General features: G+C 37.3%; 21 protein-coding genes and 6 pseudogenes. 1 reads left to right on the top strand and 26 read right to left on the bottom strand.

What is annotated here, in order from left to right; all coding sequences use genetic code 11:
- Positions 1-33 precede the first annotated feature (33 nt).
- The 12 genes and pseudogenes from JCM19034_RS23515 to JCM19034_RS16930 all read right to left on the bottom strand — a co-directional run bounded on the left by JCM19034_RS23515 (position 34) and on the right by JCM19034_RS16930 (position 12,233).
- Positions 34-309, bottom strand: coding sequence for a hypothetical protein (locus tag JCM19034_RS23515; RefSeq protein WP_231687010.1), 276 nt, complete (start codon positions 307-309; stop codon positions 34-36).
- A pseudogene (locus JCM19034_RS21225) lies at positions 290-1,200 on the bottom strand (sn-glycerol-1-phosphate dehydrogenase). The gene JCM19034_RS23515 and the pseudogene JCM19034_RS21225 overlap by 20 nt, the downstream one beginning before the upstream one ends.
- Complete coding sequence (locus JCM19034_RS16975; protein WP_062051626.1) at positions 1,197-2,006, bottom strand: HAD-IIA family hydrolase; 810 nt, start codon at positions 2,004-2,006, stop codon at positions 1,197-1,199. The pseudogene JCM19034_RS21225 and the gene JCM19034_RS16975 overlap by 4 nt, the downstream one beginning before the upstream one ends.
- A gap of 391 nt (positions 2,007-2,397) precedes the next feature.
- Positions 2,398-3,372, bottom strand: a pseudogene (locus JCM19034_RS16970) (Gfo/Idh/MocA family protein).
- Complete coding sequence (locus JCM19034_RS16965) at positions 3,369-4,049, bottom strand: hypothetical protein (protein ID WP_062051624.1); 681 nt, start codon at positions 4,047-4,049, stop codon at positions 3,369-3,371. Before JCM19034_RS16965 ends, JCM19034_RS16970 begins: the two are co-directional and overlap by 4 nt.
- Before the next feature lie 16 nt (positions 4,050-4,065).
- A complete protein-coding gene (locus JCM19034_RS16960) occupies positions 4,066-5,118 on the bottom strand; it encodes a Gfo/Idh/MocA family protein (RefSeq protein ID WP_062051618.1) in 1,053 nt (350 codons plus the stop codon).
- Positions 5,119-5,160: 42 nt separating this feature from the next.
- Complete coding sequence (locus tag JCM19034_RS16955) at positions 5,161-5,748, bottom strand: YesL family protein (protein ID WP_231687009.1); 588 nt, start codon at positions 5,746-5,748, stop codon at positions 5,161-5,163.
- Positions 5,749-5,768: 20 nt separating this feature from the next.
- Positions 5,769-6,665, bottom strand: coding sequence for a carbohydrate ABC transporter permease (locus tag JCM19034_RS16950; RefSeq protein WP_062051616.1), 897 nt, complete (start codon positions 6,663-6,665; stop codon positions 5,769-5,771).
- 13 nt (positions 6,666-6,678) lie between these two features.
- Positions 6,679-7,616, bottom strand: a pseudogene (locus JCM19034_RS16945) (ABC transporter permease).
- 68 nt (positions 7,617-7,684) lie between these two features.
- Positions 7,685-9,298 (bottom strand): extracellular solute-binding protein, encoded by a 1,614-nt coding sequence (locus JCM19034_RS16940; RefSeq protein WP_062051614.1) that lies wholly within the window; start codon positions 9,296-9,298, stop codon positions 7,685-7,687.
- Between the two features lie 791 nt (positions 9,299-10,089).
- The gene (locus JCM19034_RS16935; protein ID WP_062051612.1) at positions 10,090-10,641 is read right to left on the bottom strand and encodes an AraC family transcriptional regulator; all 552 of its coding nucleotides are present in this window, start codon (positions 10,639-10,641) and stop codon (positions 10,090-10,092) included.
- Positions 10,642-10,694: 53 nt separating this feature from the next.
- A complete protein-coding gene (locus JCM19034_RS16930; protein ID WP_197276436.1) occupies positions 10,695-12,233 on the bottom strand; it encodes a hypothetical protein in 1,539 nt (512 codons plus the stop codon).
- A 326-nt stretch (positions 12,234-12,559) separates the two neighbouring features.
- Here JCM19034_RS16930 and JCM19034_RS16925 point away from each other — a divergent pair, with 326 nt between their 5' ends.
- The gene (locus JCM19034_RS16925) at positions 12,560-13,039 is read left to right on the top strand and encodes a DinB family protein (protein ID WP_062051608.1); all 480 of its coding nucleotides are present in this window, start codon (positions 12,560-12,562) and stop codon (positions 13,037-13,039) included.
- Between the two features lie 573 nt (positions 13,040-13,612).
- On the opposite strand, the gene JCM19034_RS16920 is transcribed toward JCM19034_RS16925, so the two are convergent.
- The 14 genes and pseudogenes from JCM19034_RS16920 to JCM19034_RS22430 all read right to left on the bottom strand — a co-directional run.
- The gene (locus tag JCM19034_RS16920; RefSeq protein WP_231687008.1) at positions 13,613-14,326 is read right to left on the bottom strand and encodes a DNA alkylation repair protein; all 714 of its coding nucleotides are present in this window, start codon (positions 14,324-14,326) and stop codon (positions 13,613-13,615) included.
- A 248-nt stretch (positions 14,327-14,574) separates the two neighbouring features.
- Positions 14,575-15,372 (bottom strand): nucleotidyltransferase domain-containing protein, encoded by a 798-nt coding sequence (locus JCM19034_RS16915; RefSeq protein WP_062051603.1) that lies wholly within the window; start codon positions 15,370-15,372, stop codon positions 14,575-14,577.
- A gap of 111 nt (positions 15,373-15,483) precedes the next feature.
- Complete coding sequence (locus tag JCM19034_RS16910) at positions 15,484-16,149, bottom strand: SOS response-associated peptidase (RefSeq protein ID WP_062051601.1); 666 nt, start codon at positions 16,147-16,149, stop codon at positions 15,484-15,486.
- A gap of 56 nt (positions 16,150-16,205) precedes the next feature.
- A complete protein-coding gene (locus JCM19034_RS16905; protein WP_062051592.1) occupies positions 16,206-16,766 on the bottom strand; it encodes a DJ-1/PfpI family protein in 561 nt (186 codons plus the stop codon).
- Between the two features lie 49 nt (positions 16,767-16,815).
- Positions 16,816-17,397, bottom strand: a complete 582-nt coding sequence (locus JCM19034_RS16900) for a YitT family protein (protein ID WP_062051589.1) — start codon at positions 17,395-17,397, stop codon at positions 16,816-16,818.
- 160 nt (positions 17,398-17,557) lie between these two features.
- Positions 17,558-17,955: pseudogene (locus JCM19034_RS16895) on the bottom strand (VOC family protein).
- Positions 17,956-17,989: 34 nt separating this feature from the next.
- Positions 17,990-18,748 carry a phosphosulfolactate synthase gene (locus tag JCM19034_RS16890; RefSeq protein ID WP_062051587.1) on the bottom strand — a complete coding sequence of 253 codons (759 nt, stop codon included), beginning with the start codon at positions 18,746-18,748 and terminating at the stop codon, positions 17,990-17,992.
- Positions 18,742-19,437, bottom strand: a complete 696-nt coding sequence (locus tag JCM19034_RS16885; protein WP_062051586.1) for a 2-phosphosulfolactate phosphatase — start codon at positions 19,435-19,437, stop codon at positions 18,742-18,744. The genes JCM19034_RS16890 and JCM19034_RS16885 overlap by 7 nt, the downstream gene beginning before the upstream one ends.
- Before the next feature lie 201 nt (positions 19,438-19,638).
- Positions 19,639-20,885 (bottom strand): annotated as a pseudogene (locus tag JCM19034_RS16880) (cytochrome P450).
- Positions 20,886-21,083: 198 nt separating this feature from the next.
- The gene (locus tag JCM19034_RS16875; RefSeq protein WP_062051583.1) at positions 21,084-22,295 is read right to left on the bottom strand and encodes an aminotransferase class V-fold PLP-dependent enzyme; all 1,212 of its coding nucleotides are present in this window, start codon (positions 22,293-22,295) and stop codon (positions 21,084-21,086) included.
- A 295-nt stretch (positions 22,296-22,590) separates the two neighbouring features.
- Positions 22,591-22,881: a hypothetical protein gene (locus JCM19034_RS16870; protein WP_062051581.1), complete on the bottom strand. Its 291-nt coding sequence runs from the start codon at positions 22,879-22,881 to the stop codon at positions 22,591-22,593.
- Positions 22,882-22,901: 20 nt separating this feature from the next.
- On the bottom strand, positions 22,902-24,161 hold the full coding sequence (locus JCM19034_RS16865) for an MFS transporter (RefSeq protein ID WP_062051579.1): 1,260 nt from the start codon (positions 24,159-24,161) through the stop codon (positions 22,902-22,904).
- A 135-nt stretch (positions 24,162-24,296) separates the two neighbouring features.
- A complete protein-coding gene (locus JCM19034_RS16860) occupies positions 24,297-25,721 on the bottom strand; it encodes an amidase family protein (protein ID WP_082394163.1) in 1,425 nt (474 codons plus the stop codon).
- A 143-nt stretch (positions 25,722-25,864) separates the two neighbouring features.
- Positions 25,865-26,174: pseudogene (locus JCM19034_RS22430) on the bottom strand (hypothetical protein); the annotation flags it as partial.

Raw genomic sequence — 26,174 nt, 5'->3', positions numbered from 1 at the left:
GGTAACAATTTGTACTGCCTCCCTTCTTTAAAATTACTGAGCTTCACGTTGCTCGTTGTACGCTTTTAATAAAGTAAAACGATTCGGGCGAACTTCATGTGCTCTTAACATACTTCTCTTCAATAATTCAGGTTTAATGCCAAGTTCTTCTATTGAGGTAGGACCACCCACTATTAATAAAAGGGATTTAAGCTCAGCTGCTGTTGGTATCATTGCAATTCGATTTCTAATTTCTACCCAGTTATTTACTACTGAATATAGACCGTCGGTTTGATCTTTCTTTGCTAACTCATGATAAAAATGACTCATTTCCATACACTACGCCCACTTTTGCTCCGTGTAATAGTTGCCTTTTTCCTTTTTTCAGAAATTCCATTTCCCAATAATGGGATAAGTGATGCTCTGCACCAGAAGCCGGGTGAGACTTTCCGTAAAGAAGCATAGCTAATCCAGATGTAATTAAAGCAGAAGTTAGCACATATAACCCTTCCTCCTCACCTTTTGCAATAGAGTGAACATGTTTCACACACTCTTCCAATGCAGATCTAGTTAGTTCAGCGGATTTCTCTAAATATTCTTCATTCGTTACAATCGACTCGAATTCCCAATCAAATAATGACGTGTACTTAGCAAGCATGTCCCCAAAACCTGCTGCAATAAGTTCTTTAGGAGCATTTTTAATAATTTCTAAATCAGCAAATATGGCATCTGGTCCCGTTGTTTGATACGTTTTCTTAATTCCTCTGAAAATGATCGGTGCTCCCATAGAGCTAAAACCATCAACTGAGGGGCTGTTGGAACGGAAATAAACGGAATCCCTATCATATGTGAAGTAAAACGGACAATATCATGAATGGTCCCTCCGCCAACGGCCAACATAACTTCTGCTTTCGTTCTTTTCCCATCTATCATCACTTGTATAATTGACGCTTCATCTGCTATAACATCACCCAAGTGATCATGTTCAACCATTGTGATGTGCGAATTAAATTCAGCATTAATCAAAGATTTATTCACTTTATGACCCGCTGCATCGATTGTATTATCGTCTCCAACTATTAGGATGTTCGTCCACTTTCTAGATAGTAAATACGTTGCTACTTCTGCAATCGCGTTTGATTGAATTACAATTTCTTTCGGGAAATTTTCATTAACGTGTTCTTTTTCTATTTGTAAATCTTTTAATGTTGTGAACGTCATATTTTTTGCTCCTCGTTTTCTCTTAAAATAAACCAATCCTGAAGATTCTCAATTGAATCCCACACAAAATCTGGTTTCCACTCACTATGCTTGCAATCAAATATAGTATTATTTCCAGTTAAAACTAACGCTGATTGCATCCCATGTAAATTTCCTAATGAAATATCAGATGCAAGACTATCACCGATTACAAGGCACTGTTCAAAAGAAGTTCCAAGGGTGTCAACGGCTGCTGTAGCCATCATGCTAGATGGCTTTCCAATTACGACGTCCACCTCTTTTTCTGTAGTTGCTACAATTGCAGCAATGATTCCTGCTACATCAATCGACTCCCCGTCAGCAGTCGGTACTATTTTGTCCGTATTAGTAGCCATTATTTTGGCACCATTTCGAACAGCCCGAAAGGCTAAGTTCAGATCATGATATGTAAGCTCCTCATGTAATGTAATTAATAACCAATCCGCTCTCTCAGGCTGTTTTGCTAACGTAACGTTTTCTAGCTCTAACTCCTCTTTTAATCCGTTGCCTCCGAGAAACCAGACAGCATCTTTAGGGTAACTTGCTTTCAAATAGGAGGCTGCAACAGACGACGTTAGTAGGATCTCTTCCTCATTGACATCAATCCCCATTTCCTTTAACTTCTGCTTGCACATTCTTCTTGAAATATTGCCTCTATTACTTAGAAATACGAATTTCATCTCTTTTTCTCTTAGAAACTGAATCGTCTCTTTTGAGCCTTCAATTGCTTCATTACCTTTGTATATCGTGCCATCAAGGTCTATAATCAGTCCTTCAACTTTGTTCATCGCTATCTCCTAATCTGTGCGTCTATCCTATTAATCTCTATTCGAGCATAAATAAACAATATTTTTGCATTAATTTGTTCATTTATGCTTTTTTAAGTATAATTCTGCAATGTTAAGACAATGTTTACTAACTATTAACTTTTTACTAAGAAGATATTAAAGGCACTTATCCAAAGATAAATGCCTTCACTGTTTGTATAAGAATTAAGATTAAAAGTTGCTAAATTGATGTAAGTGACGTTAATTATTTGCAGGGTGGCGAATGGGGTGTTACAAATCCATTAGTCTATAAAAAGGGCTTTAGAAAATCAATAAGAACATTTAACTTACTCAGTACGAAAAAAGGGAATTCGAAAAAATCGAATTCCCTTTTTTCAACATAGCTACATTGTTAGCCTAGTCTAACCGTTTTGTTCTCGGTGCTTGATTCATATGCGGCTAGAGCTACCTCCAATGCTTTTAATCCGTCATACCCTGAAATGAAAGGCTCTCTTTTTTACGTACACATTGGACAAAATCCTTAATTAAACCTTCGTCCATACTATTTCCATAAAACACTTGATGCAAAGACTTCTCTTTTGATTCGAATATGCGGATATGCTCCTTTAAGGAGTCGACCTTAACGGATTGCTTTGTACCAATGACTTCAATTGTCACATCTCCCCACGTTGGGTATTGTTTAAAACGAGACCAGCTAGCGTCATGCGTCGCAATCACACCATTTTCAAACTCCAACGTTAGAATACCTGCATCATCAATATCAATATCGTGAAAATATGAACGTGTGTGCTTTCACTTCGGTTACTTCCTTACCTAAATACCAACGCATTATATCAATCATATGTACGGTATGATCAAGAACCGCACCACCACCAGCTAACGCTTCATCGACGAACCAGCCGCCGGGGTTTTGTCCACGATTCGTCGTACGAATAGCGATGATGTCCCCAAGTTCTCCTCGTTCAACCAGCTCTTTTAACTGAATAATTGGGTCACGATACCGTACCGGGAAAGCAATTTGTAAAATGACTTCATTTTCTTCACATTCGCGAATCATTTCTTTTGCATCGGATACAGTTGTGGCTATCGGCTTTTCACATAGAATATGTTTTTTCGCTTTAGCTGCATTGATAACCATCTCTTTATGCCGTATGTTTTCACTACAGATGATTACTGCATCCATTGGTTGGTGAAGAAAAGCCGATTGTTCGGAATAATGCACCGTCTCGTACTGCTTTGCTACAGCTTGGCCTCTTTTAATATCATCGTCAAATATACCGACTAACTCAACATCTGGTTGCTTTAGCAAAGCTCTCGCATAGCTATTGGCATGCATATGGGCAAAGCTCATCATACCAATTTTCATGACTGAACACCTCCTGTAAGCATATGCTCAATTCCTTGTAATTGATCTAGTAATTGCTGATTAACTAATTGAGCATGTTTGAATATGTTCTGTATTGGAATCGTTAATGTATTCGTTTCAGTAGAAAGTGACACCATTTCTTCACTATTAAATTCAATGATCTTACCGATCCCACTCCACTCTAGTTCAATTTGCTTTTGTTCTGATTCAGTGTATTCTAGATGTGCGATTCGTCCATTTCCAAAATCTAACGTGACAATTGTATGTGCTGGATTCACACCTGCTTTTGACTGTTTGACATGAGTATCCAACGGATTTCCGAACAACCGTGATAGTACATACAAATCACTAATCATAGATTCAAAATGTCCATTTGTTTTTAATTTACGTCGATATCGGAACACCCCGGACGGTCGATCACCTTGTTGAATCATTTCTTTTGCTTTGCTATAGAAAGGGAGACATTCCAATTCAAAATATACATGACATCCAATCAACTCATCACTACTCATTGCCGTTTCAGCAGGCAAATACATTTTGTGCCCTTGTTTAGCTAGCTGTACACATTTTTGTACCGAGCGATTCGTCATCCAATTACAGCCGTCACTAACGGCATCAGAAACGAGTACTTTTAGAGACTTACTTGGTTGAATATCTCCTACTATAATGACAGCCATGATTGTCCCTCCAGTTTTATAAATAAATCTCTTTTTTCGTTTGAGCTGATTCGTGAATGCCCTCTAACATTGCCATCACTTGGACACCATCTCCTACAGGAGCAATGGTTTCTTGCCCTTGCAAACAGCAATTAACAAAGTGATTGATCTCATTGGCAAATGCATTGGCAAAATCAAAGCTCGGTCGGTCGATTTGCGGCGTACTATTTATGATCGTATTGTGTTTCTCTGTCACGATTTCAAGCTTCGGTTCCATAACTGCCCCACCTTTATCACCATAAATACTCGCAGCTGTTGTATTATGAGGTGCATGTAACGTAAAGCTTACATCGACAAACAAGGAAGCACCGTTTTCAAAACGAATTAAGGCATTCGTTAGATCTTCGACATCGTTTAATGTCGGATCATAATCGGCTGCTTTGTAAAAAGACAGATGCTCAATATGACTTCGATTACCTAACTGATAATAGGAGTTTCCACTAACTGAAACAGGACGCGGCTTCCCCATCAAATACCAGCATAGATCAATCATATGTACACCGAGATCAATTAAAGGGCCGCCACCAGATTTCTTCTGATCACTGAACCATCCTCCAGGATTCCCTATCCTGCGAAGAAAGGATGCTTTCGCATAATAAATTTGGCCTAACTCCTGCTGATCAATAAATGTTTTTAATAGTTTGATCGAGTCTGCATGTCGTCTGACAAATCCAACTTGGACAATTTTATCGCTCTTTCTAGCTGCTTCTTGAACAGCTAACGCTTCTTTCACATTTAAGCTTAGTGGCTTCTCAACTAACACATGTTTATTTGCTTCTAAGGCTGCTATTGCAATTTCAGCATGTGTGTTATTCCAAGTGCAAATACTAACGGCATCGATATCTTCTTGTTGAAGAAGTTCGATATAATCTACATATAGCTTATCTACACTATATTCGTGCCCTTTTTCCTGTAAGCGTTCCTGATGTATATCACATAAGGCAACAAGCTCTACTTGTTCATTTTGCTTATAAGCTTGGATATGTGATCTTGAAATCGATCCAACCCCAATAACACCAACTCGTAGCATAAATTCCTTCTCCCTCCTAGACAATGGAAACTTCTTTTGTTTTTACATGTTTAAACGTTTTCGATACACCCCATGTAACGATATAGCCGTCACACTACCACCGAATAAGAACAATAAAATTGGAATAGTAGAATAGATGAAATAATAGATACTAGCTAAACTAACCAAAAGGAATCCCGTCATTAACGGATGCACCATCGCTAAAATAAATGGCCACTTTACATAGTTCGCTAAACTTAGCTCATAGTGAACGAACACGGGAAAGAAATACAGCACTATAATCCCAAGTACGAATAATAAAATAACAACACCTGCTACACCGAATAAATAGATCATTTGCTCTTGTCCAAATAAAATACGAAGCTCAATAATTAACAAGTAGCCCGAGCTAAAAAAGAAAAAGCCTGCGAAATTAGATAGTTTAAATTCCGTTTTATATGTTCGCCAAAAGGTAGCAAATATAGGAATATCCTTGTTCGCACTCACCCATTTTCTTACGACGGCAAACATCGCCGATGTAGCTGGCATCAGTCCAAATACTCCTAACCCTATAATGGTGAAGCTGACCCATAGAATATTCAAATAAACAAATCTCGTAATCCATTGGCAAATAAGATAGTATCTATTCATTCCCTATCCTCCACATCTATCTACTCCTTCACCGATCCGATTAATACACCTTTGACAAAATAGCGCTGTAAAAATGGATAGATGAGTAATAACGGTAACGCTGACACGATCATGACTGCATATTTCACTAAAGCAGCGTTTCTTACTTGCTCTACAAGCGATTCCGCTAACCCAATTTCACCTGTCCCATCCTGACCAATTTCATTGACAATGAGGATCTGTCTTAAGACCAGCTGTAACGGGTATTTGTCACTATCGGATATATAGACTAGTGCATTAAAATACTGATTCCACATACTCACTCCATGGAACAAGGCCATTACAGCGATTAATGGTGCAGACAGTGGTATAACAATCCTGACAAAAATATAAATATCTGATGCACCATCTATTTTTGCTGCTTCTACTAACTGATCTGGGATACTTTGTTGAAAAAAGGTTCGTGCCACTAATACTGACCAAGCCCCAACGACTCCTGGAATGACAATCGACCAAATAGTATTAAGCATTCCTAATGAGTGGACGACTAAATAGGTCGGAATGAGCCCCCCGCTAAATAACATCGTAATCAGAATGAACCAAAGCAAATATTTTTTTCCCATTAGTTCTTTCCGCGATAAAGCGTATGAACTTGGTAGAAGGAGCACGAGGTGAATAAGCGTCCCTACAATTGTATAAATAATAGTATTTTTATAACCAAGCCAAATCGCATCATTTTCAAACACCCTTCGGAACCCTTCCCATGTTATATCAACGGGCCAAAGCCACATTCTCCCTGTGCTTACAGCCGCCGGATCACTAATCGATGCACTAATAACAAAGATAAGTGGATACATGACTAGCAAGACGATTACAAATACTAACAAACAATTAATTCGATCAAAGACTTTATCTGATAATCCTCTTTTTTCCTTCAAAGAATCCACTCCTTTACCATAGGCTGTTCGTACTTACTTTTCTGGCAAGATAATTTACAGTTATGAGTAATATCACATTAATGGCCGAATCAAATAAACCTACTGCTGCTGCAAAACTATATTGTCCTTCTATCAATCCTGTTTGATATACAAAGGTTTGGATAATATCAGAAGTTTCCGAGTTTAATGTATTTTGCATTAATAGAACCTTCTCAAAACCGATCGACATGAACTTACCAATATTCAAGATAAATAAAATGACTATAGTAGGTAAAATCGATGGAATATTGATATACAAAATCCTTTGCATTCGCGTAGCCCCATCTACTTGGCAGCCTCATGAAGTTCCGGATTTACACCTGCTAGTGCCGCTAAATAAATAATCGTACCCCATCCAAGGGATTGCCATTCACCTGACCAAACATAAATATGGCGGAACCATTCTGGACTTGTTAAAAAATCAATAGATTCCCCTCCTAATCCTTGAATCGCCAAATTAACAATTCCGGTGAGTGGATCTAGAAAAGCAACAAGCATACCTACAGCTACTACTACTGAGATAAAATGTGGGGCATATGTTAACGTTTGCGACCACTTTTTAAACCAACCATTTCGCAACTCATTAAGCATTAAGGCAAAGATAATTGGAAGGGGAAACAAAAGCAGCTGATATAAATTAATTGCTATCGTATTTTTTAATAATCGCCAAAAATAATAGGAATTAAAAAATCGTTCAAAATGGTCGAATCCTACCCATGGACTACCTAAAATACCTAATGTGGCATAATATTCTCGAAAAGCAATTTGTACGCCATACATTGGTATATAATGGAAAATCAAAAAAAACAGTAACGTTGGGAAAAGAAACGCATATAATTGCCAGTTACGGCGGAAATTATTCCGTATGTGATTCCATCGGTTTTGCTTAATAACCAATTCGTTTCCTGCCATATGCTTGTCTCCTCTCCTATTTTGGTACCCGGGAAAACATCAAATGTTTTCCCGAGTGAATTGGCTTCTTACTCTTCCATATATCGTTCGTAAGCGGCTTGTTCAATTTCCATATACTCTTCTAAACCCATCTTTTCTATCGTCTCAATGTAGTTGTCCCATTCAGAGAAGGAAATATTTCCAGTAATAAACTTATCCTGCATTTCATTCACATATTTTTCAATATCAGCTGACAACGCTGCTTTTCGTTGACTTTCTTCAACCGTGTACGTGAAATTTGACCAAATATCCTCTATAAGATATGGTGCTAATGCTTCGGCAGATTCAATAGAAGATGGCAGCGTTTCTGCACCATTAAACACATCCTGCTTAACATATCCGGGATATCCACCACCAAGCCACGTTATATGCGGCTTTAATGCTTGTTCCATAGTTAGACCATCTGGGTTATTCATAATTTCATCGACGTACTCGAGCCCATCTTCTGTTTCTTCATACGTAAGACCCTCTACCCCCATGAAATATAACTTCGTACCCTCGTCACTATAAAAGTAATCCATCCAACGTAAGGTTTCAGGAATATGCTCGTTCTCGCTCGTCACAACAAAGCCACCTAAGTGAATTAGGGGAGAACCGATATCTGTAAAGGCACGATCACCATATGGACCCTCTAATGCTGGCAAACCGACAAAACTTTTTCCTGCTTCACCATAAATCGTTTCAGGGTTCGGAGCTGTGATACTTCCATATCTACCCTCTGATCCAATCGCATAACTTTGGTTCGTATCAATTGTATAAATATTCTCGTGAATGAGTCCTTCACTATATAATTTGTTCAAGTATTCTAGCATTTCTTTATAGCGCTCAGACGCAGGGAAAAAACGCATTTCATTTGTTTCAGGATCTGTGTCAATAAACAGGTGGTTACGTCCATTCGTATTAATTCCAAATGCCCCAGCTAGATGCTGTCTTAAGCCAGCAATCGTTGTGCTACCAAATGGAATTTCATCATTTTCCCCGTTTCCAGTTAGATCTGTTTCTTTGACCGCTTTTAAGTACTCATAAAATTCATCCGTCGTTTCTGGCAAATCCATACCAAGTTTGTCTAACCAATCCTTGTTAATCCATGACCTAGAGCCAATTAATAGAGATGGGAACTCTGGATCATAGATAGTTGGTAAAGCATAAATGTTTCCATCAGGGAATGTTATCCCTTTTCTAATATCCGGATTTTCTTCTAATATTGTTGAAAGGTTTGGCATATATTCCTCAATATAATCATTCAAAGTGACGAATACACCTTGTTGCCCATATTTGATCAAGTCACTATTTGGCATATAGGACGTATAGAAGACATCTGGTAGGTTCCCACCAGCTAATGCTAAATTTCGTTTCTCTTCTAATCCTTCACGAGGCATCATTTCCCATTCGATTTCAATATTCGTTAACTTCTCATACTCTTTCCATATGGTAACTTCATTATAATCATCTGCGTGAGTAGCATGTTTTCCAGCCATAAAATGTAATGTGATCGGTTCATCAACAATTGGAAAACCTTCCTTATTAAAATTCTCTGCTTCTGCTACTTCCGAAGTATCTATGTCATTTACGCTATTATCACCACTACATGCAACTAAAAGTGACACTACAACAATTGATACTATTTTCCATACCTTATTCATGTTTCTTATCCTCCTTGTAGGTTCCGTGTTAGAAAAAGCTAATACAATCAATTAGAGCTGCAAGAGTTATTCATACCAATACCGTTTCAATAGGTATGTTCTGTGGTGATTTATGGTTTTCCCTATTCCCCTTTGCCACCGACCCTACGATGATGTGCAACAACTGCCGAAAATTCATAATAAGAAAACTGTAAGCGATGACCGTCTTCTTACTACCATCTTTGTGTGTTAAAGAATTTATTAGGAATGCACAAACACTATTGGCCATCCTTTTCAATCGTTTGTTTCAGTACGAGTCAAGTACTGAGTAACCTTGCTTCACCTCCTGTGTGGTTGTTAGGATCGTTGACGCTTTGAATGTAGCATAATTGATTTTTTAAAGTATATATGTCACTTTTGCATACGGTTTGTGCAAGATTACTAGTCTTATAAATAGATAAGCTGTAGTTAGCTATCCTATTTGAGATAGATCATTTTTTTACTTATCTCGATAAATGACGTATCGCCAGCATTGAAATATGTCGATTATGCTTTACTATGTATATTCTGATTATCATATTTAACATACTAATCGTTCATATAATGAAGCATTATGGGATGAAAAAAAGAGAAACCTTCTGATTTCTCCCTTGTCCTATCTATTAATTGAACTCTGTTAGCTAATCCCGTTTACAAAGGTCATTTACTTATTAGTACATCAATCCCCAATGGTAGATTGTACCTTTATTGGATTAAAAACATGAAGGGATAGCCATGATATGCTATCCCCACTTCAAATAAGTAGAATCATTTCACTCAACATTCTTCCGGTATTGTCCAGGTGTAACTCCCTCTTCTTTACGGAACTTTCTAATGAAATTCGCAACATCTAAATAACCAATATCCAAAACGATTTCTTTAATCGGTAATGTCGTATCTTTAAGCTGACGTTTGCATTCTTCCATCCTTAGCTTCCAAATATATTTCGTGAATGGGTAGCTTGTTTCTTCCTTAATCATTCGACTAACGTAGGAGGAAGAAAGCTGATACTTTTCGGCTATTTGCTCTAAGCTAAGCGAATGAGATGTATACTGTTGATGAATATAGGTAAGGATTTGATCCCTTAACTCGTTTTGACGATTGAGTTTATTTCGTTTCACTTCATTACATATTTCTTTAATAAACAGGTCCAATGTTCGCTCTAAACCTTCTAACGATTCGAACTCGACTAAGCCGCGTAACTGATTAGCGTTATATTGAGCTCTGGACTCAGAAATACATTTCAATATCGTATTAATGAGATCAAAGCACATCGCCTTTAACATATAGATAGATAGATCTTTTTCTTTTAACTCAGCCAGCAAACTCTTGACAGATTCTTTCGCAACAATTGGATCACCTTGTTTTAAACTTTGAACTAGCTTCGCCTGTTGATCCGATTGGAACCATATCGTATGAGTTGTTTTTTTGCAATCTGCTCAAAGTAGACTGGCTGCACACTATTGCTGTGGATGAGTGCATAATCAATAGCCGCTTTCGCCTCAATGAAAGAACGATTCATCCTGCTTATTTCTTCATATATTCCTCCAACCCCAACCTTCAACTCCATCGCCGTGATCACAGATAACTTATCAGTAATTGCTTCCATCATCTCGTTGCGCTGTATATATGGATCTTGATGATCATCTTGCATATCGACAATAACTCCAACTGCTTGGTCATGGATTAACTCAACCCCATATCCAGTCCCATTTTCAAGTGAGATTTCTTGTACAAACTCTAGTACTTTTTCCTTAGTTAATAACGTTTCGTGCTTTACACGCTGTTCTTTAAGGGAAACAACAAAGATGAATTTTCTCTTCCCTTTGAATTGTAATTGTAAGTCTTCTAATAGTTCTTTCTGTTCTTTCAGTGTGATAGCATCACCATTTATAAGTTTTATTACGATCTGATCCCGGAGATACGGTTCATGGACTTTCATTTTCTCCTGTAATTGCTCGCTATTCTCATGCATCATTTGAATGGATTCTTGTATACGAGCAATTTCATCTTTTGACTGCTTTGAAAAGTACTTACCGTGTATCGTTTTGATTTTCTGATTTAGTCCATGTATTGGTCTATACTGAATAATAGCCATATAAAACGTAGACACCATTCCGATAATAGCAATAATAGTCAAAATTGTAATGATCGTTGATTTCAGTGCATCCATTTTTGCATAAAACTGTTTGGTAGGCATTGCGGTAACAAACGTCCATTGACTTTCATCGGAAAAGGTAGACACTAAGGAGTAATCTTCACCGTTCAATTGTTTCCTCGATATTCCATTTTTCAATTGAGGTACGATATCAGCTTCAATAATTGTTGATGATTCACTATTATGATAGGAAGCAATTCGCTCCTGCTCGCGATTAAAAATATAAATATTTCCTTCAAAATGACCGAGTGCATGATGGATTAAATTAGTAAATATATCTTCTTTTACGAGAAAAACAACGGTTCCATACGGGGTTAAGCTCGTTGAAGAAATTGGAAACATATAGGCTATGACATGTTCACTGGCTGACTCCAAGTCAAATGAACGTACTGTTGGCTGTTCAAGCGTTTCCATCTCACGTTTTAGCTGCTCAATTTCGTACGAAGCAAACTGATACACATCGGTATAAATATCGATCGTATTTACACCTCTAGAGGAATAAATGTTTTCTTGTCCGTAATAATATAAAAATAAACTATCAACAATGGAACTATTTACCGAATACGTTGTCAGTTCGTTAATTGCAAGCTTACTATAATATGGTTCAGTGAACATATACGGTGTCAAACGATGATCCATAGAAATACGATGTGCAATTTGCTGCAACTCTTCTAATCTAGCATCGGCAATGTCTTTTACCTGCTCTAATTTCCCCATGTTCGATTGCTCAATTTCATCCTGAATACTACTCACAGACATTTGGTAAAATACGATACTAATCATCATAAACGGAATAAGAAAATAATTAGGTATGAAATTAAGTACTTATAAAATAGCCTTGTTCTGTTATTTCCTAACCCTAACATATGTTATGATACCTCTTTCGTCCGTAACAAACCTCACCCCAATCATACTCTACCAAAGTAAACGAAACGTAAATCCATCGTGAAATTCATGTAAAAGCATTCACGTTTATTACCTTGAAGCGTTAGTATATGAACTTCAAGCGATAACAAATAAAGCATCTTATTTTTATCATTTTCCTATCTTTTATTGTATACTGTCTTTGAAAGGAGATGATTAAAATGTATCGTACAGTACAAGATTTTATTAACGATTGGAATGCTGCTGCTGGCGGCACGAGCCAGGTACTCGAAGCTTTAACAGATGACACATTAAAACAATCAATTGTAGAAGGTCATAGCTCATTAGGATGGTTAGGCTGGCATTTAACAACAAGCCCTGTCTTCTTTGCTAATTTAGTAGGTGTATCAGTCGAACCAGTTGGTGATAGTGGAACAGTTCCAACTGCCGCTGCTGACATTTCTCAATCGTATAAGCAAATGGTTGAGCGTGTAAAAGCAGGTGTGGAAGAGACGTTAACAGATGAAATGATGATTGAGGACGTTGATGGCATGGGACATAAGGTTCCGCGTGGAGCATTATTACGTACTCTAATTGACCATCAAACACATCACCGTGGACAAATGACGGTTTTACTGAGACAAGCTGGTTTACCTGTTCCCGGTATCATGGGTCCTACAAAAGAACAACAGAATAACTAATTATATAATTAAACGCATTTGAGAAATGACTTTCAAATGCGTTTTAATTTTTTAGTTATTACTATTGACTACTAGTCAGATAGGTGACCGTACTAGTATTCCAATACTCTTATTTCTACTCAGAGCACAGCATTATACAGTAAGTAAGAAAGCCCGAACGCAATTAGGTTAAACTTTAATGTGGCCTTACTAAGAAACGTTCTCTCTCCCGTCATTTCCTTGATCAATCACCTTTATCTTTGTCCTTCTCCTTATCATCATCTAAAGGCGATGCTACTGGATCTCCATTGATACCTTAGCAATCTCGAATTTTTCAAAATGCGGAGATATTGAATAACATCATTAAATCGATAGGAATTATCGTTATAAAGAGGAATCGTATTTTCACCACTCTTCTAGTTGGATATCAACAACGTGATTTCCCACCGAGTCCCACGATAAAGTATTGATGAAATAAGCAGTTTGTAGGGTTTGGTCATTTACTACCAATTGAGCATAACGATCGCCTGAGTAAATAAAAAGGAATAGCTAATTATATACCAGTTCACTTCTTCTTTCATTTCATCATGATCCTTAACTATTTTTTAAATTTAAATAATAATCCCTTGTTTTTTTATCAAATTTTTCTATAGCGTATCTTAAGGTGACCCTAGGCATAGTACGAGCGTGTTTACTCAAGAAAGACTTCAACTTTACTTCATCTTTTTTACCAGCTTCACGTATAAAGCTACCAACTGCTTTGTTGATTAATTCCTCTTTATCATTGATCAGTAATTCTGCTATGGCGAACGTATCCTCTACGTTTTCATTTTTAATAAATGTATGCGTACTTACTATAGCGGTTCTACGTTCCCAAATATGATTGGAATGGGCCATCTCGTATAACGGCTTTTTCGATTTATCTAGTAGATACATCCCGACCACAGAAGGAGCAGAGCGATCTACCAGATCCCAATTATTGATTCGGTCATGTTTCTTAATATAAAGTTCATACAAAGCCCGTCTCTGCTCGTCTGATATTTTGTTTGACTTAGCTTGAAAATCCATAATGCTCACAGCACCCATTCTGACTTCATAATAATCACTTTCTAAAAGTAGTTCAATTTCCGTTAATGGCATGTTCTTAAATTGTTTGGCAATTGTAAACACAGTTCTCATATTTAGACCGAAGTACTTCGTATTACGATCTGAACCTTTAAAAAACTTCTTCATTTTTGCTATATCGGTTTCATTCTGATAATGTTGCAATTCTTGTATAAAAAGGTTAGCGGTCTCCTTTTCCATCATTCAAAACTCCTTCCAATTTGAAAGAGGAATTTCTTTTCTCTTTCTTCATAAACTGAATAACATAATCAGTATTATTTTCTAGTTTTCCCTTTTCTTCTATTTAATGTATTCCCCATCCGCACCGTTGATATTTTGTTCCACCATCGATAAAAATGTCACCACATTCACATTTCTTTAAATCATAAGTATGCCTTTGATTCGATTATATCATTGCACTTTTTACATCGTACTTTGTTTACAAGTTTGTTTCATTTAATCTTCTTATTCCAGACCTCTTCTAACGTTTTTTGAAACAACAGATCAAGGGTATGTGTCCAGTCAGCTATATCGCTATTTACTGATTTTGTATAGTCCCTAAGTCTTTGTATTTCCTTATCTAGAAAATGGTTTATGATATCAATTTTTGGTTCATAATCGAGCTCTTCGCCATTTATCTTTCGCTGTAATAATGTTTGAATTTCCATCTTCAATTCACCTTCTGGAATTAGTTCCTTCAACAGTTTAGGAAATTCTAATGGGGGAAACTCATTGTATTTTTCTATCCATTTAACAGCTAACACTGGCCGAAGTACATAAAAATACTTTTTGATTTTTACTTCATCACCCTGTAAGTATTCTCGATAATTGTTATTTGCCATATTTAAATAGTGATGTATACAAGAATTTGGAGAAAAGATGCTATTGGAAAGTTCCTTCATCTGATCAATTGTCGAAAATGCTTGATAATAAATGATACTTGATCGTAACCATTCCATTAATGGAGGATTTGATTTTCGGAATAATCGTAATGCCTTTGTCAATTCCCAGCCTGAAATATCTAACAAATCGTTTATAGGTAATTCAATAACATCTCGCTTCTTTCCAATTCCTAATTTGTCAATCGTTAAATAATCTTCCGGCTTATGAACATAAATAAAGCGAACATCATAGTCACTATTTTTTGAAGGGAATTCCCAAGCCCTACTTCCTGATTCCACAGCATAAAGAATTTTCACATTAAAGTCTTTTTCTATTTTAAACAACGATTTTAAAATGGTATCCTTCAAATCTCTTACCTCATTTCGCTAGTTTCATATCGATGACCGATGATTGGTAGATCAATATCTTAAACTATATAAATAAAAAAGGAGCTACTACAAAACAGTATCTCCCTTAATTTATTGCGAAGCCAATGATTTAATACACTCTCCTGACTCATTCTTTGGACTATTCACAATGGTAGACACCTCATAAGCATCCATCTCTTCTGCAGGGTAGGAATGAAGCAAATCTTTTAATGCCGGTACATGAGTCGTTATATCGAGCCAGCTATCGCGATCTTCTTTCTTGATAATAACAGGCATACGATCATGAATATCGTTCATAAGCTTATTTGGAGTAGTTGTTATAATTGTACACGTTACTAATTCATCGCCATCACTCTTATCACTCCAGCGATCCCACAGTCCTGCAAATGTAAAAACACCATCGTTTACCGTAATACGATAAGGCTTTTTCCCGTTCTCTGTTCGTTTCCACTCGTAAAAGCCATCAGCAACAATTAAGCAGCGTCGACGTTCAAATAAACGTTTAAACGCAGGCTTTTCATGGATTGTTTCCGCACGTGCATTAATCATTTTGTATCCTATTTTGCGGTCTTTTGCCCAGCTTGGAACAAGACCCCATCGTATGTAACCTGCTTTTCTTTGTTCACGATCTGAAATGATGCTCAAAACGGGCTGGCTTGGTGCAATATTAAACCTAGGCGTATAATCAACAATATTTACTAACAGTTGCTTTTCAATTTCCTCTTTATCCACAGTAAGCGTAAATCGACCACACATCATATCACCTCAGGTTTAAGTATAATCAAGTTAAGATAATTGGATACATTTGTTCCTTAAGATGGTGTTTGATAATCCATTTGAACGCGGATTGTTTCCTTTGCTTTGTGCCCTGCTAGTATTTCACAAAGATACAGTCCCAAATCTATTGCTGAACTAACTCCTCTTGCTGTAATTATATCTCCTTCATCGACAATTCTTTTATCTACAACTGAACAAAATTTTCTTAAGTATTCATAAGCACTTGGGTGAGATGTAGCTGACTTCCCCTCTAACAAGCCTGCTGAAGCGAGCAACAAAGAACCTGTACATACAGAAGTCTTTAATTCACAAGCTTTTGACGTTTGCAGCCATTTAATAAATTCAAGATCATTGACTAACGTTCGTGTACTAAATCCTCCTGGAACGATAACCAAATCATAAGTATTAAGTGACTCTTTTACCTTTGTTGGCGTGAAACGAAGGCCCAGTGAATCGTTAACTTGTTCTGTAAATGAACAAATGTCCCACTCCAATTCCGGCATAAAATCCATTGTTTTCAACCTTGTTACGGCATCATACACTCCAATGAAATCTAGGGCAGTAAACCCTTCAAAAATAACAAACGCTACTTTCATTCCATCTCCCCTCCTTGACACAATTATAAACTGTATTACCAATTCTTGGCTACCGCTTTCTCCTAAACGCATAATAATAAGGACGCTGAAACTCGACACTGTAAATAATATCGACCACTTTAGTTGAAATCCATTGGCTTATAAATGCTAATAGTAAAATTTCTACACTTATCACTAATGCAGTTAATATAAAAATAGCAACATTCATATAAAAAAGAGGCTTTCCAGGGAGTATCCCTCGCTTATGTGATATCATGACCGCAACAACGCCTACTCCTCCATTTGAAACATTATTACGCATTAAGATTCCAATACCCGTTCCAAGAAAAAGAGAACCGACTATTAGATCAATGAACAGATGGCGTTCAGGTACATGAAGATATGTCTCAAACATATCAATGGATACAGAGGTTACCGTAATGCTGAGTAATGTCCATAAAGTAAACCGCTTACCAAGATATTTCACTCCTAACAGTAGGAAGGAAAAATTAACAATCCAAAGTGCTAAGCCTATATTGATTGGAAACCAATAATTTAATAATACTGCTAAGCCCCCAGCACCACCAGAAGGAATGGAATTTGGAAATAGAAACAAACCCATCCCAAAGCCTTGGCAAACGCCTCCGAATATAACTTGTCCACTTTTTTTTCGACAAAGACGGTAATCCCATAAAAAAGCTCCTTAAAATTTAAACTAGTAGAACCCTACTAATGTAACCTATTAATTTCCAGTAGGAAAAAGAACAGAAAAAGCAGTCACTTGCCTAGAAATTTAAACAAGTGACTAAGTCTTAATAAACCATAGAATGATCATGATAATATTTAAATTCGAGTAAATTGTTCGCTGGGTCAATTAAAAAGAATGTTACATGTTCTTCCTGTCTTCCTTTAAACCTTACCATCGGTTCTAGGAAAAATGGTAATCCTTCATTCATTGCATACTCTAATGCTTTGTCATATTCTTCTCTATCTAAAAAGGTGATCCCATAGTGACGCGGTACATGTTCGGTTCTTCATCAATATTTTCGGGACTTAAATGGCAAACGACCTGATCACCAAAGAAGTCAAATGTCACACGATCATCGTATCTTCTTGCTAATTGACAACCTAGTTTTTCATAAAATTCAACCGTTTCATCTAAATCCTTGCATGGAATCGCTAAATGAAATACTTTATTCGTTTTTCGCACAAAATTCCTCTCCTTATTAATGTGTCCAACATAGTTACAAATTAAAAGTATCAGAGCGTAATCCTAAACGAAGTGTTTCTAAGGAAATGACATCAGATAGAGCAATGTTTGCTAAGTTAACATTCGGACCAACATGTTCAATAAAAAAAGTTTGCATCTTTTTATTTGGTGCTTCAAAAATCAATTTCTCAAAAGAGATTGCCGATGATTTGATTAACTCGAATATATCTTCCCTTATCTCCCCATTGACGTCACATATTCCACTCGTACCGCTTTCCCTAGCTTCTGTAATGACTTTGTAAGCTCCTGCTTCAATATCTTCTTGAATATTCTCTAGCCATTCAGAACAATTCTTTTGATTCGCTTTTGCTATATCCTTGTGTCCGACTTCACTTAAAACCGTAAAATCGTCAGAAAAGCCTCTAATGAAAATGGCCTTTTCATGGTTTGGTATAGCAATCGTTCCGTTCGAAATTTCTACATAACGGCATCCCATTTCTTTGCAAAGTTCATAGTATTCATCGACTTTGTCTTGACTAAGGAATTTTTCAAACAATGTCCCACCAAAAAAGAATTCTATCTCCTGCTCTCTTAACCAGTTTACTTTTTGCTGCAAATATTTGGTTACAAGTGATGTCCCCCAGCCAAATTTCACGAAATCAATATACTTTTGAGAACTTTGGATCGTATCTTTAAAGAGGTTTAAAGGTGTCCCATTATCAATTAAAATGGTTAAACCGTTAATTCTAGGTTTCTCCTCTCTCAATGGCAATATTAATCCTGTTTCTAACATACTTGAACCCTCTCAATCATCGGTATAGTACTAGCCGAATTCACTTTCATGACAAAATCGGTCGTTAATTCTTTTGCACAATGGAGAATGTCTTCTTTTATAAAAGCTATATTATTTTCATTGAAAAATTTCCGAGCTGCATCTGACTCGATAATTCTTCTTTTCACTTCATCCTCAGTCACTTTTTCCGTGTTTTCATCTATAATATGTTGTATATATTCAGCACAAGCATAATCATCATCACCACTAGGATGGGAAGCAACGATGTTTATGTCTAAATCTTCCACCATATAATTCGTTTGGATAAATTCAGCCGTACTTCTAGCATTCGAAAATCCTGTCACAAATAGATGATCGGAATTTAAACAGTTTAACGTTGCTCGCACACCATTCGTTGTTCTTTGAACGATCGTTTCTCCCGATACGTTATGATCCTTCATACGAAATGGGGAATTATCAAATTCAAAGCCTTCGATTGGATAGCCATCCACCTCTCCAGCTAGCAATAGGCTAGGATTGTTTTTCTTCAATTGAAATGCTTCCTCAACTGTTTCAACTAGATAAATCCGGCGAGCTCCTTTCATAAATGCATAATGAGCAACGGTAAATGCTCGAATCACATCGATCACAATCGTAATATTCGCTCTTTTATTAGCCTCATTTCTCCCACGGAGGATTTGTATTCCCATAAGCAACCACCTTTTTTCTTTTCGAATCTAGACAACTGAATACCCTACAAAAAGTATATTCGCCTAGCCTATTTCCGTTACTATTTCCAAAAATTTGGGCTTTTTCTTCAAACCATTAACGAACAACTCTGTACAAATAGAAAAAGCACTATAAAACCTATTGGTTATAGTGCTAATAGATATTGTAAGAGCTAATCCCTGTCACTTTTCCTTAACGGCTATAACAAATCCACTGTTAGGTAACGTTGGCATTTTCACAAGGCTATACGCTAAATCCTGCTTTGGTACATCATATTCCACTTTGTTTACTAAGAAATCTAGAGAGGCTTTCATAACTTCAATCGTTATCCCCTCTCCTGGACAGCGGTGCCCTTTTTTTGGATCGCCACCTCCCTGGGGGATAAAATCGTATAAGCTGCCTTCTCTATGTCTAAACCGTTCTGGCTTAAATTCGTTCGGTAGATTCCAAAGTCTAGGATCATGATTTATCCCATACATATCTAGTAGTACGAGCTGCCCTTCTTTAAACTCGCAATCGTTCCATGTAAAATCCTTCTTTGCTCTTGCTCCCACAAAAGGTCCAAACGGATAGAAACGCCGAACCTCTTGCGTGAACCACTCAATCCAATTCTCATCATTCGACTTTAGCTTCTCTTTATATTCAGGGTGATCATGTAATGCTAGTGCAGAAAACGTAATGAACGTTGCAATCGCCACAATCGGTCTTAGTACATTGATAAGCTCAATTGCTGCCATACGAGTATTTAGGAGCTCACCTTTATGGTCCTTATGGAAGGCCATTGCGTGTAAAGCCGTATCCTTTTCTACTACTAGCTTTTCTGCTCTAACATCTTCTATAATCCCTTCAATCCACTCTTCTGCTCTTGCCCTTGCCCTTCTTCCCTTCCAATGACGTGGGCCTACTGCTCCGAACGCATCAACCATTGAGGTAAAATCTTCTGCCCTTTGTTCTAGCTCTTCCTCTGAGAGTGGAACGACAGCCCAATCGCATGCTGCTCTACATAGCACTTTTTTTGCTTCATCAAAAAGAACCACTTGTTTTTGGCCCTTCCATTTTTCAAGGCAATGCTGCCATTCGTTTGCAACAAGCTCTGCCATTTGCTTTTCATGTTGTGGTGTCATTAATATCATAAACAGAATTTTACGGTGAAGATGTGCATCACCATCCATTGATTGAATCGCATTTTCACCAAACAATGTCTTTTGAATTCTCTTAGGTGCGGCACCATTTCTTCGGAAATATTCTGGATTATAAAAGATTTTTGCCGCTTCTTCTCCACTCATGCAAATCACATTTTGGCCTAATAATCGTGCTTTAAATAGATCAGACTGATAGCGTTCCGCCCTATTTTTATAAAAAGATATCCCTCTTGCATAAGAGCTAGACTATTATCAATGCTTTTATCATGTGGAACGGTTTCATTGATTTCTGGCATGAAGCATTCTCCTTTTTACTATGAACTTAGACTCTATCTTATAAAGTAATTTCCCCTCGAATCTGGAAATTATGAATATTTTCCATTTAATTGAAAGATCATTTCTTTAATAAGACCTCTTTAAATTCCATAGTTATTAGTTTTTATTAATAAAAAACAGAGGACGCTATCCCCTGTTTACATTCCAAACTATTTCGCTATTGAACGGATTACATCTAATACGATATCAACCTCTTCAGGTGTATTAATGATTCCTGGCGTTAACCTTGTATACTCACTATAATAAGGAGCGACTGTCGCAATAATCTTTTTCTTTAGTAGCTTGTTGACGACATCCTTTGACTTTAAGCCGTTTATTTCAAATGACGTAATTCCTGCTGATAAATGAGTATCCATAGGTGTATGTAAAGACACATTCGGAATATCAGCTAGTCCCTCTTTGCATTGTTTATTTAGGTCATGAACTCGGTTATAAATATGTTTCTTACCAATTGAATCGACAAAATCAAAAGCAACTGGCAAAGCCCAGCGATGTTCATGTGCATGGAATCCCCCTGGTGTCATTTGGACACCATCCATTTCAGCGGGATGCTCAAACTGTTTAGAAACTTGATTCATTATCCGGTAACTTGGTATAACTGGACTAACATGCTTCCAAGCCTCTTTTGTTCCAGCAACAAAACCAGTGCCTCTTGGCCCAAACACCCATTTATGTGTGCTCGTTATGAAAAAATCACAGCCAAGCTCTTCAAACGTTTCTGTCTCAATCCCGAATCCATGAACTCCATCAACAATAAGTAAGATTTTATTCTCTTCCTCACGGGATTTATTAATCACAGAGATCTCTTTTGCGATCTTTGCCACTGGTGACTTTAAGCCAGTATCAGAGTGTACCCACGTAATCGCTAAAACTTTTGTTTTTTCAGTAATTTCTTTCAAAAGACTCGTAATGATTTCATCTTCCGTAACGGTATTTATACGTTTGTATATCGGTATCTCTCGATACGTAGCACCCGTTCGATCAGTTGCTCTAAGAATAGACTCTTGATGGGAATAATGATTATGTTCAGAACAGAGAATTTCCTGACCCTTGTTCAATTTAAGTCCATTGTATATAATTCCATGACCCATCGTCGCACTACTAGTTAATGCAATATCGTTTGGATCCTTTACGCCAAAATAGTTTGCGATTCGTTTTCTAACGTCATTTCCATAGTCAATTTCGTTCACTTCGAGATATTTCGTTGGATCCTGATCTAGTTCTTTTCGGTGTTTCTCAATCTTTTCTCGAACGAGTCTAGGATGTGAGGAGATAAACATCGATGTCGCGATGTGAATGTAATCTTTTCGTAGTTCAAACTGATCTCTTACGTCATCCCAATTAACCCCAAATAAACCCATAATATTCGTCCCTTTCTCTTTTTACCGTGAAATGTTGGAATTTATTCACCAAAATGAACGTCTTATCATATAAATGCCTATATACCATCTACCTAGGAGGCCATTATGAAAATTGTCAAGAAAATCACACCATACGGATATGATCTTCTTATTAACAATGTGCTTCATAAGCGTTGTCTATCCTGCAATATATGGTTTGAGTTTGATGGAGAAATGGGCTATTGCTCACATTGTTTGAACAACATAAAAAGAAAAGAAAAAATGAAAATAACCTCTTAATAAGGGAGTTTCCCCTTTATTCTTCTTTTCCTTCTCCTTTAAGGTCAACCTTGTCGCCACCAACAGTTAAATAGGAATATACCTCTAAATCAGGCTTTAGCTTAGTTAATCCACGTAAGTAAGGTTTGACCAAATCCTTAAAGTCTTCCGCTGCTCCTTCCTCTTCAAGCTGACCATAAACGTATACCTTCTTTTTATCCTCTTCCATTAAAAAAGCGATATAGCCGATAGGTTTGTTATGATCTGTCACAATATTTAAAACTTGAGCATCGTCTTTAATAAATTCTGGCGAAAAATAAATTTGCATAACCACTACCTCCATTCATATTATTCTGTTGCTAGTTGAAGTTTTTTGAATAGTGTTTCTGAATCATGATCTTCCGTATTTGAATCTTTCGGTTTTTTGACATGTATTAATAACAAGCATAATAAGCCTACGACCAATGTTAACCCTGCTGTTGTTAGAAACATACCTGTTCTGTTCCAATTCATTAACGTCTCGAAAACAGGAGGTCCAGCCGCCACACCCAAAAATCGTACAGATCCATATAATGATGTGACAAACCCTCTTCGAGCCGAACCAACAGATCCAGTAATTAAACTATTTAAACAAGGAAGAACAAGTCCAGTACCAATGCTGCTAATAACTAAAATTGCGATAAAAGGAAATAATTTTGTGAAAAAGGATAATGTAGCAAAGGATATAGTCATGAAGAGAAACCCTAAAATAATCAATTTTTTCATTCGACTTAAATCCTTGCCAATTTTACTACCTGTAGTTAATGATGTAATCATCATAAACAATAGAGGGATGGCAAGTATCGTACCTTTTAGAACACCATCAATGTTATATTGCGTTTCTAATGTATCTGACAAATAAAACAAAATTCCAAAAAGGGTAAACAGGCATGTTGCCCCAGCTAAATAAGCTGTAACTAACCAACGTCCCTCATGTTTAAAGACGGACAACAAACCTTTTGCATACTGTCCAACGGGAGGTGCTTCATGCTTTTTCTTTTTTTCCTTCACAAAAAATGCTGTCAATAGTAGAGAGATGAGAACAAAAACTGGAAACCCCCAAAAAGGACCATACCACACTAATAAAGCTAAAAGAGAGCCAACAATCGGAGATAAAACTTTCCCAAATCCATTTGATGCCTCAACGATCCCAAGAACTTTACTTTGTTCTCCGCCTTTAAATAAGTCCCCTGTCAAAGCCATCGCAATAGGTGCTGTTCCTGCTGCTCCTATTCCTTGAAGCCCCCTACCAACCATAATCCATGGATAAGCATTTCCAAACCATGCAGCTGCAACACCTGCTAATAATCCACCAATCCCATAAAGGGTGAGAGCAGGAATAATAATCGATTTCCTCGTAAAACGGTCTGACATATATCCGAGAATTGGGATTGAAATTGCAGCAGTAATGGAAAAGATGGTAATCGTTAAACTGGCTTGAAACGCTGAAACTCCTAGTTCCGATTCCATTTGTGGAAGGATGGGTATTAACATTGAATTTCCCAATGTCATAATTAAGGGAATCGAACCAATTGCTAATATGACAAAACCTTTGCCCTTGGATGCCATGCGTTTTTCTTCCCTTTCTTTAGATGTTATTTAACATTACCATGATTGTTATTTTTCGTTAAATGGAAAAAATAAATACACTGATATAATTGTATTTATTTTCCAGTTAAATTAGATTGAGAAAGTTATGATACATTATAGCTCGGGAGCTTTTCTCTGCTTGGTAATTTCTTGGAAGGAGAAAGCCAACTTAACTAAGGCAGACTCACTAAAAGCAGTCCCTGTGAAACATACGCCAAATGGCATTCCTTTTCTCGTGTAACCTGCTGGGGTCATAATGGAAGGATAACCAGATAAAGCTGGTGAGTCAGTCACTCCAGGGCTAAATAGTGCATCCAATTCATGATCACGTAATAATTGATCAATACCGTTCCTTGCTTTTCGCCAATCCCTTAAACGTGCTTCAATATATTCTGGTTCAGTCATAGTGCCTGTTGTTTCAAACTCAGCCTTTATAAGCCATTCTTGACCATACTTCAACGCTTTTTCATGATGTTTATTATTGTAAGCAATAATGTGCCGGAGAGACTTCATTTCGTTTTCTGGGCCTAAGTCAGCTAAATATTTATTAATCGCCGATTTAAATTCATATAACAGGACCTTTTTATCTGTTGAAAGATGTGGTAAATTTGTCCCCTCAACAACAATCGCCCCAGCTTTCTCCAAAGCACGAATCGATTGTTCAAAGAGATCTTTTTGTTCGTCATTAAAGTCAGCTTCATAACCTCTATTTATGCCGATTCTTGCCCCTTTTAACCCATTTGGATCAAGGTGGGCTACGTAAGAAGACCCTCTTTTAGATCTCAGCAAGGTTGCGAAATCAGCTTCATCTTGTCCGACTAAAAAATCCAACAAAATCGCCGCATCTTCTACGGTTCTAGCTAGAGGCCCTGGTGTATCTTGCGTATGAGTAATCGGAACAATCCCACTCCTACTAATTAATCCTATCGTCGGCTTAATACCAACTAGACTATTGTGATAGGCGGGACTTAAAATTGAACCTGACGTTTCTGTTCCGATCGATGCCATACATAAGTTGGCGGCTACCGCAACAGCTGAGCCAGAACTTGAACCACTTGTTTGGAACTCTTCACCATATGGATTTTTCACGATTCCGCCACGAGAGCTATAGCCCCCAGGCATTCTTTGATCCATAAAATGGCCAAACTCCGTCATATTTGTCTTTCCAAGAATAACAGCACCTGCTTTTCTAAGAAGCTTCACGATGTGAGCATCCTTTAATGCATATGACCTTGATAAAGCAATTGAACCCGCACTCGTATGCATTTTATCTGCTGTATTAATATTATCTTTTAATAAAACCGGAATCCCATGCAGTGGTCCTCTTATAGTCCCTTCCTTTCGTTCCCTGTCAAGAAAAGCAGCTATATCAAATGCATCAGGATTCAACTCTGTAATAGCGTTAAGATGAATTCCTGATTTATCATAGTTAGCAATCCTTTCAATATACATTGTCGTTAATTGCAAAGAAGTAAGGTCACCCGATTGAAACGCTTCCTGTACGTCATGAATCTTCTTTTCTTCAAGGCCGTACGTCAAACTAATCCTCTCCGTTCTGAAAATATGTACATGAATTCTTCCTACTCATGAATTTCATGCAATGGTTTACTACTGTGTTATAAAAAAACGAGTACTAAAAAGCCCAGAAAAAAGCACTTCCTTCTGGGCTTTCATCCTAACGATTATTGAATGTTATTACTGCCAAATGCATTTTGTTGTCTCACTTGCTGGGCATTGGTCCCTGTAAAACCTGGTTGCATCATCGGTTGACTGACGTTTTGCTGCGGGTTGCTAAAAACTTGTCCTGCCTGAGTTGGTTGCTGGAAGCTGGTTCCCCCAAATTGAGACTGAGACGACTGGGCATTTTGCTGCCTTACTTGCTGGGCATCTGTTCCCGCAAAGCCTCGTTGCATGACTGATTGTGTTCCTTGCCCGAAATTTTGCTGATTGCTAAAGACTTGTCCTTGTTGAGTTGGTTGCTGGAAGCTGCTT

The sequence above is a fragment of the Bacillus sp. JCM 19034 genome (genome assembly GCF_001310635.1).
GTDB lineage: Bacteria > Bacillota > Bacilli > Bacillales > Bacillaceae_D > Halalkalibacter.
This window is presented reverse-complemented; position numbering and strand designations above follow the sequence as displayed.

Bases quoted from the DNA above. Each gene is read 5' to 3' on its own strand.
- JCM19034_RS23515 (WP_231687010.1), bottom strand. From the start codon at position 309: ATGAGTCATTTTTATCATGAGTTAGCAAAGAAAGATCAAACCGACGGT.
- JCM19034_RS16975 (WP_062051626.1), bottom strand. From the start codon at position 2,006: ATGAACAAAGTTGAAGGACTGATTATAGACCTTGATGGCACGATATAC.
- JCM19034_RS16965 (WP_062051624.1), bottom strand. From the start codon at position 4,049: ATGGCTGTCATTATAGTAGGAGATATTCAACCAAGTAAGTCTCTAAAA.
- JCM19034_RS16960 (WP_062051618.1), bottom strand. From the start codon at position 5,118: ATGCTACGAGTTGGTGTTATTGGGGTTGGATCGATTTCAAGATCACAT.
- JCM19034_RS16955 (WP_231687009.1), bottom strand. From the start codon at position 5,748: ATGAATAGATACTATCTTATTTGCCAATGGATTACGAGATTTGTTTAT.
- JCM19034_RS16940 (WP_062051614.1), bottom strand. From the start codon at position 9,298: ATGAATAAGGTATGGAAAATAGTATCAATTGTTGTAGTGTCACTTTTA.
- JCM19034_RS16930 (WP_197276436.1), bottom strand. From the start codon at position 12,233: ATGTCTGTGAGTAGTATTCAGGATGAAATTGAGCAATCGAACATGGGG.
- JCM19034_RS16925 (WP_062051608.1), top strand. From the start codon at position 12,560: ATGTATCGTACAGTACAAGATTTTATTAACGATTGGAATGCTGCTGCT.
- JCM19034_RS16920 (WP_231687008.1), bottom strand. From the start codon at position 14,326: ATGATGGAAAAGGAGACCGCTAACCTTTTTATACAAGAATTGCAACAT.
- JCM19034_RS16910 (WP_062051601.1), bottom strand. From the start codon at position 16,149: ATGTGTGGTCGATTTACGCTTACTGTGGATAAAGAGGAAATTGAAAAG.
- JCM19034_RS16905 (WP_062051592.1), bottom strand. From the start codon at position 16,766: ATGAAAGTAGCGTTTGTTATTTTTGAAGGGTTTACTGCCCTAGATTTC.
- JCM19034_RS16890 (WP_062051587.1), bottom strand. From the start codon at position 18,748: ATGTTAGAAACAGGATTAATATTGCCATTGAGAGAGGAGAAACCTAGA.
- JCM19034_RS16885 (WP_062051586.1), bottom strand. From the start codon at position 19,437: ATGGGAATACAAATCCTCCGTGGGAGAAATGAGGCTAATAAAAGAGCG.
- JCM19034_RS16875 (WP_062051583.1), bottom strand. From the start codon at position 22,295: ATGGGTTTATTTGGGGTTAATTGGGATGACGTAAGAGATCAGTTTGAA.
- JCM19034_RS16870 (WP_062051581.1), bottom strand. From the start codon at position 22,881: ATGCAAATTTATTTTTCGCCAGAATTTATTAAAGACGATGCTCAAGTT.
- JCM19034_RS16865 (WP_062051579.1), bottom strand. From the start codon at position 24,161: ATGGCATCCAAGGGCAAAGGTTTTGTCATATTAGCAATTGGTTCGATT.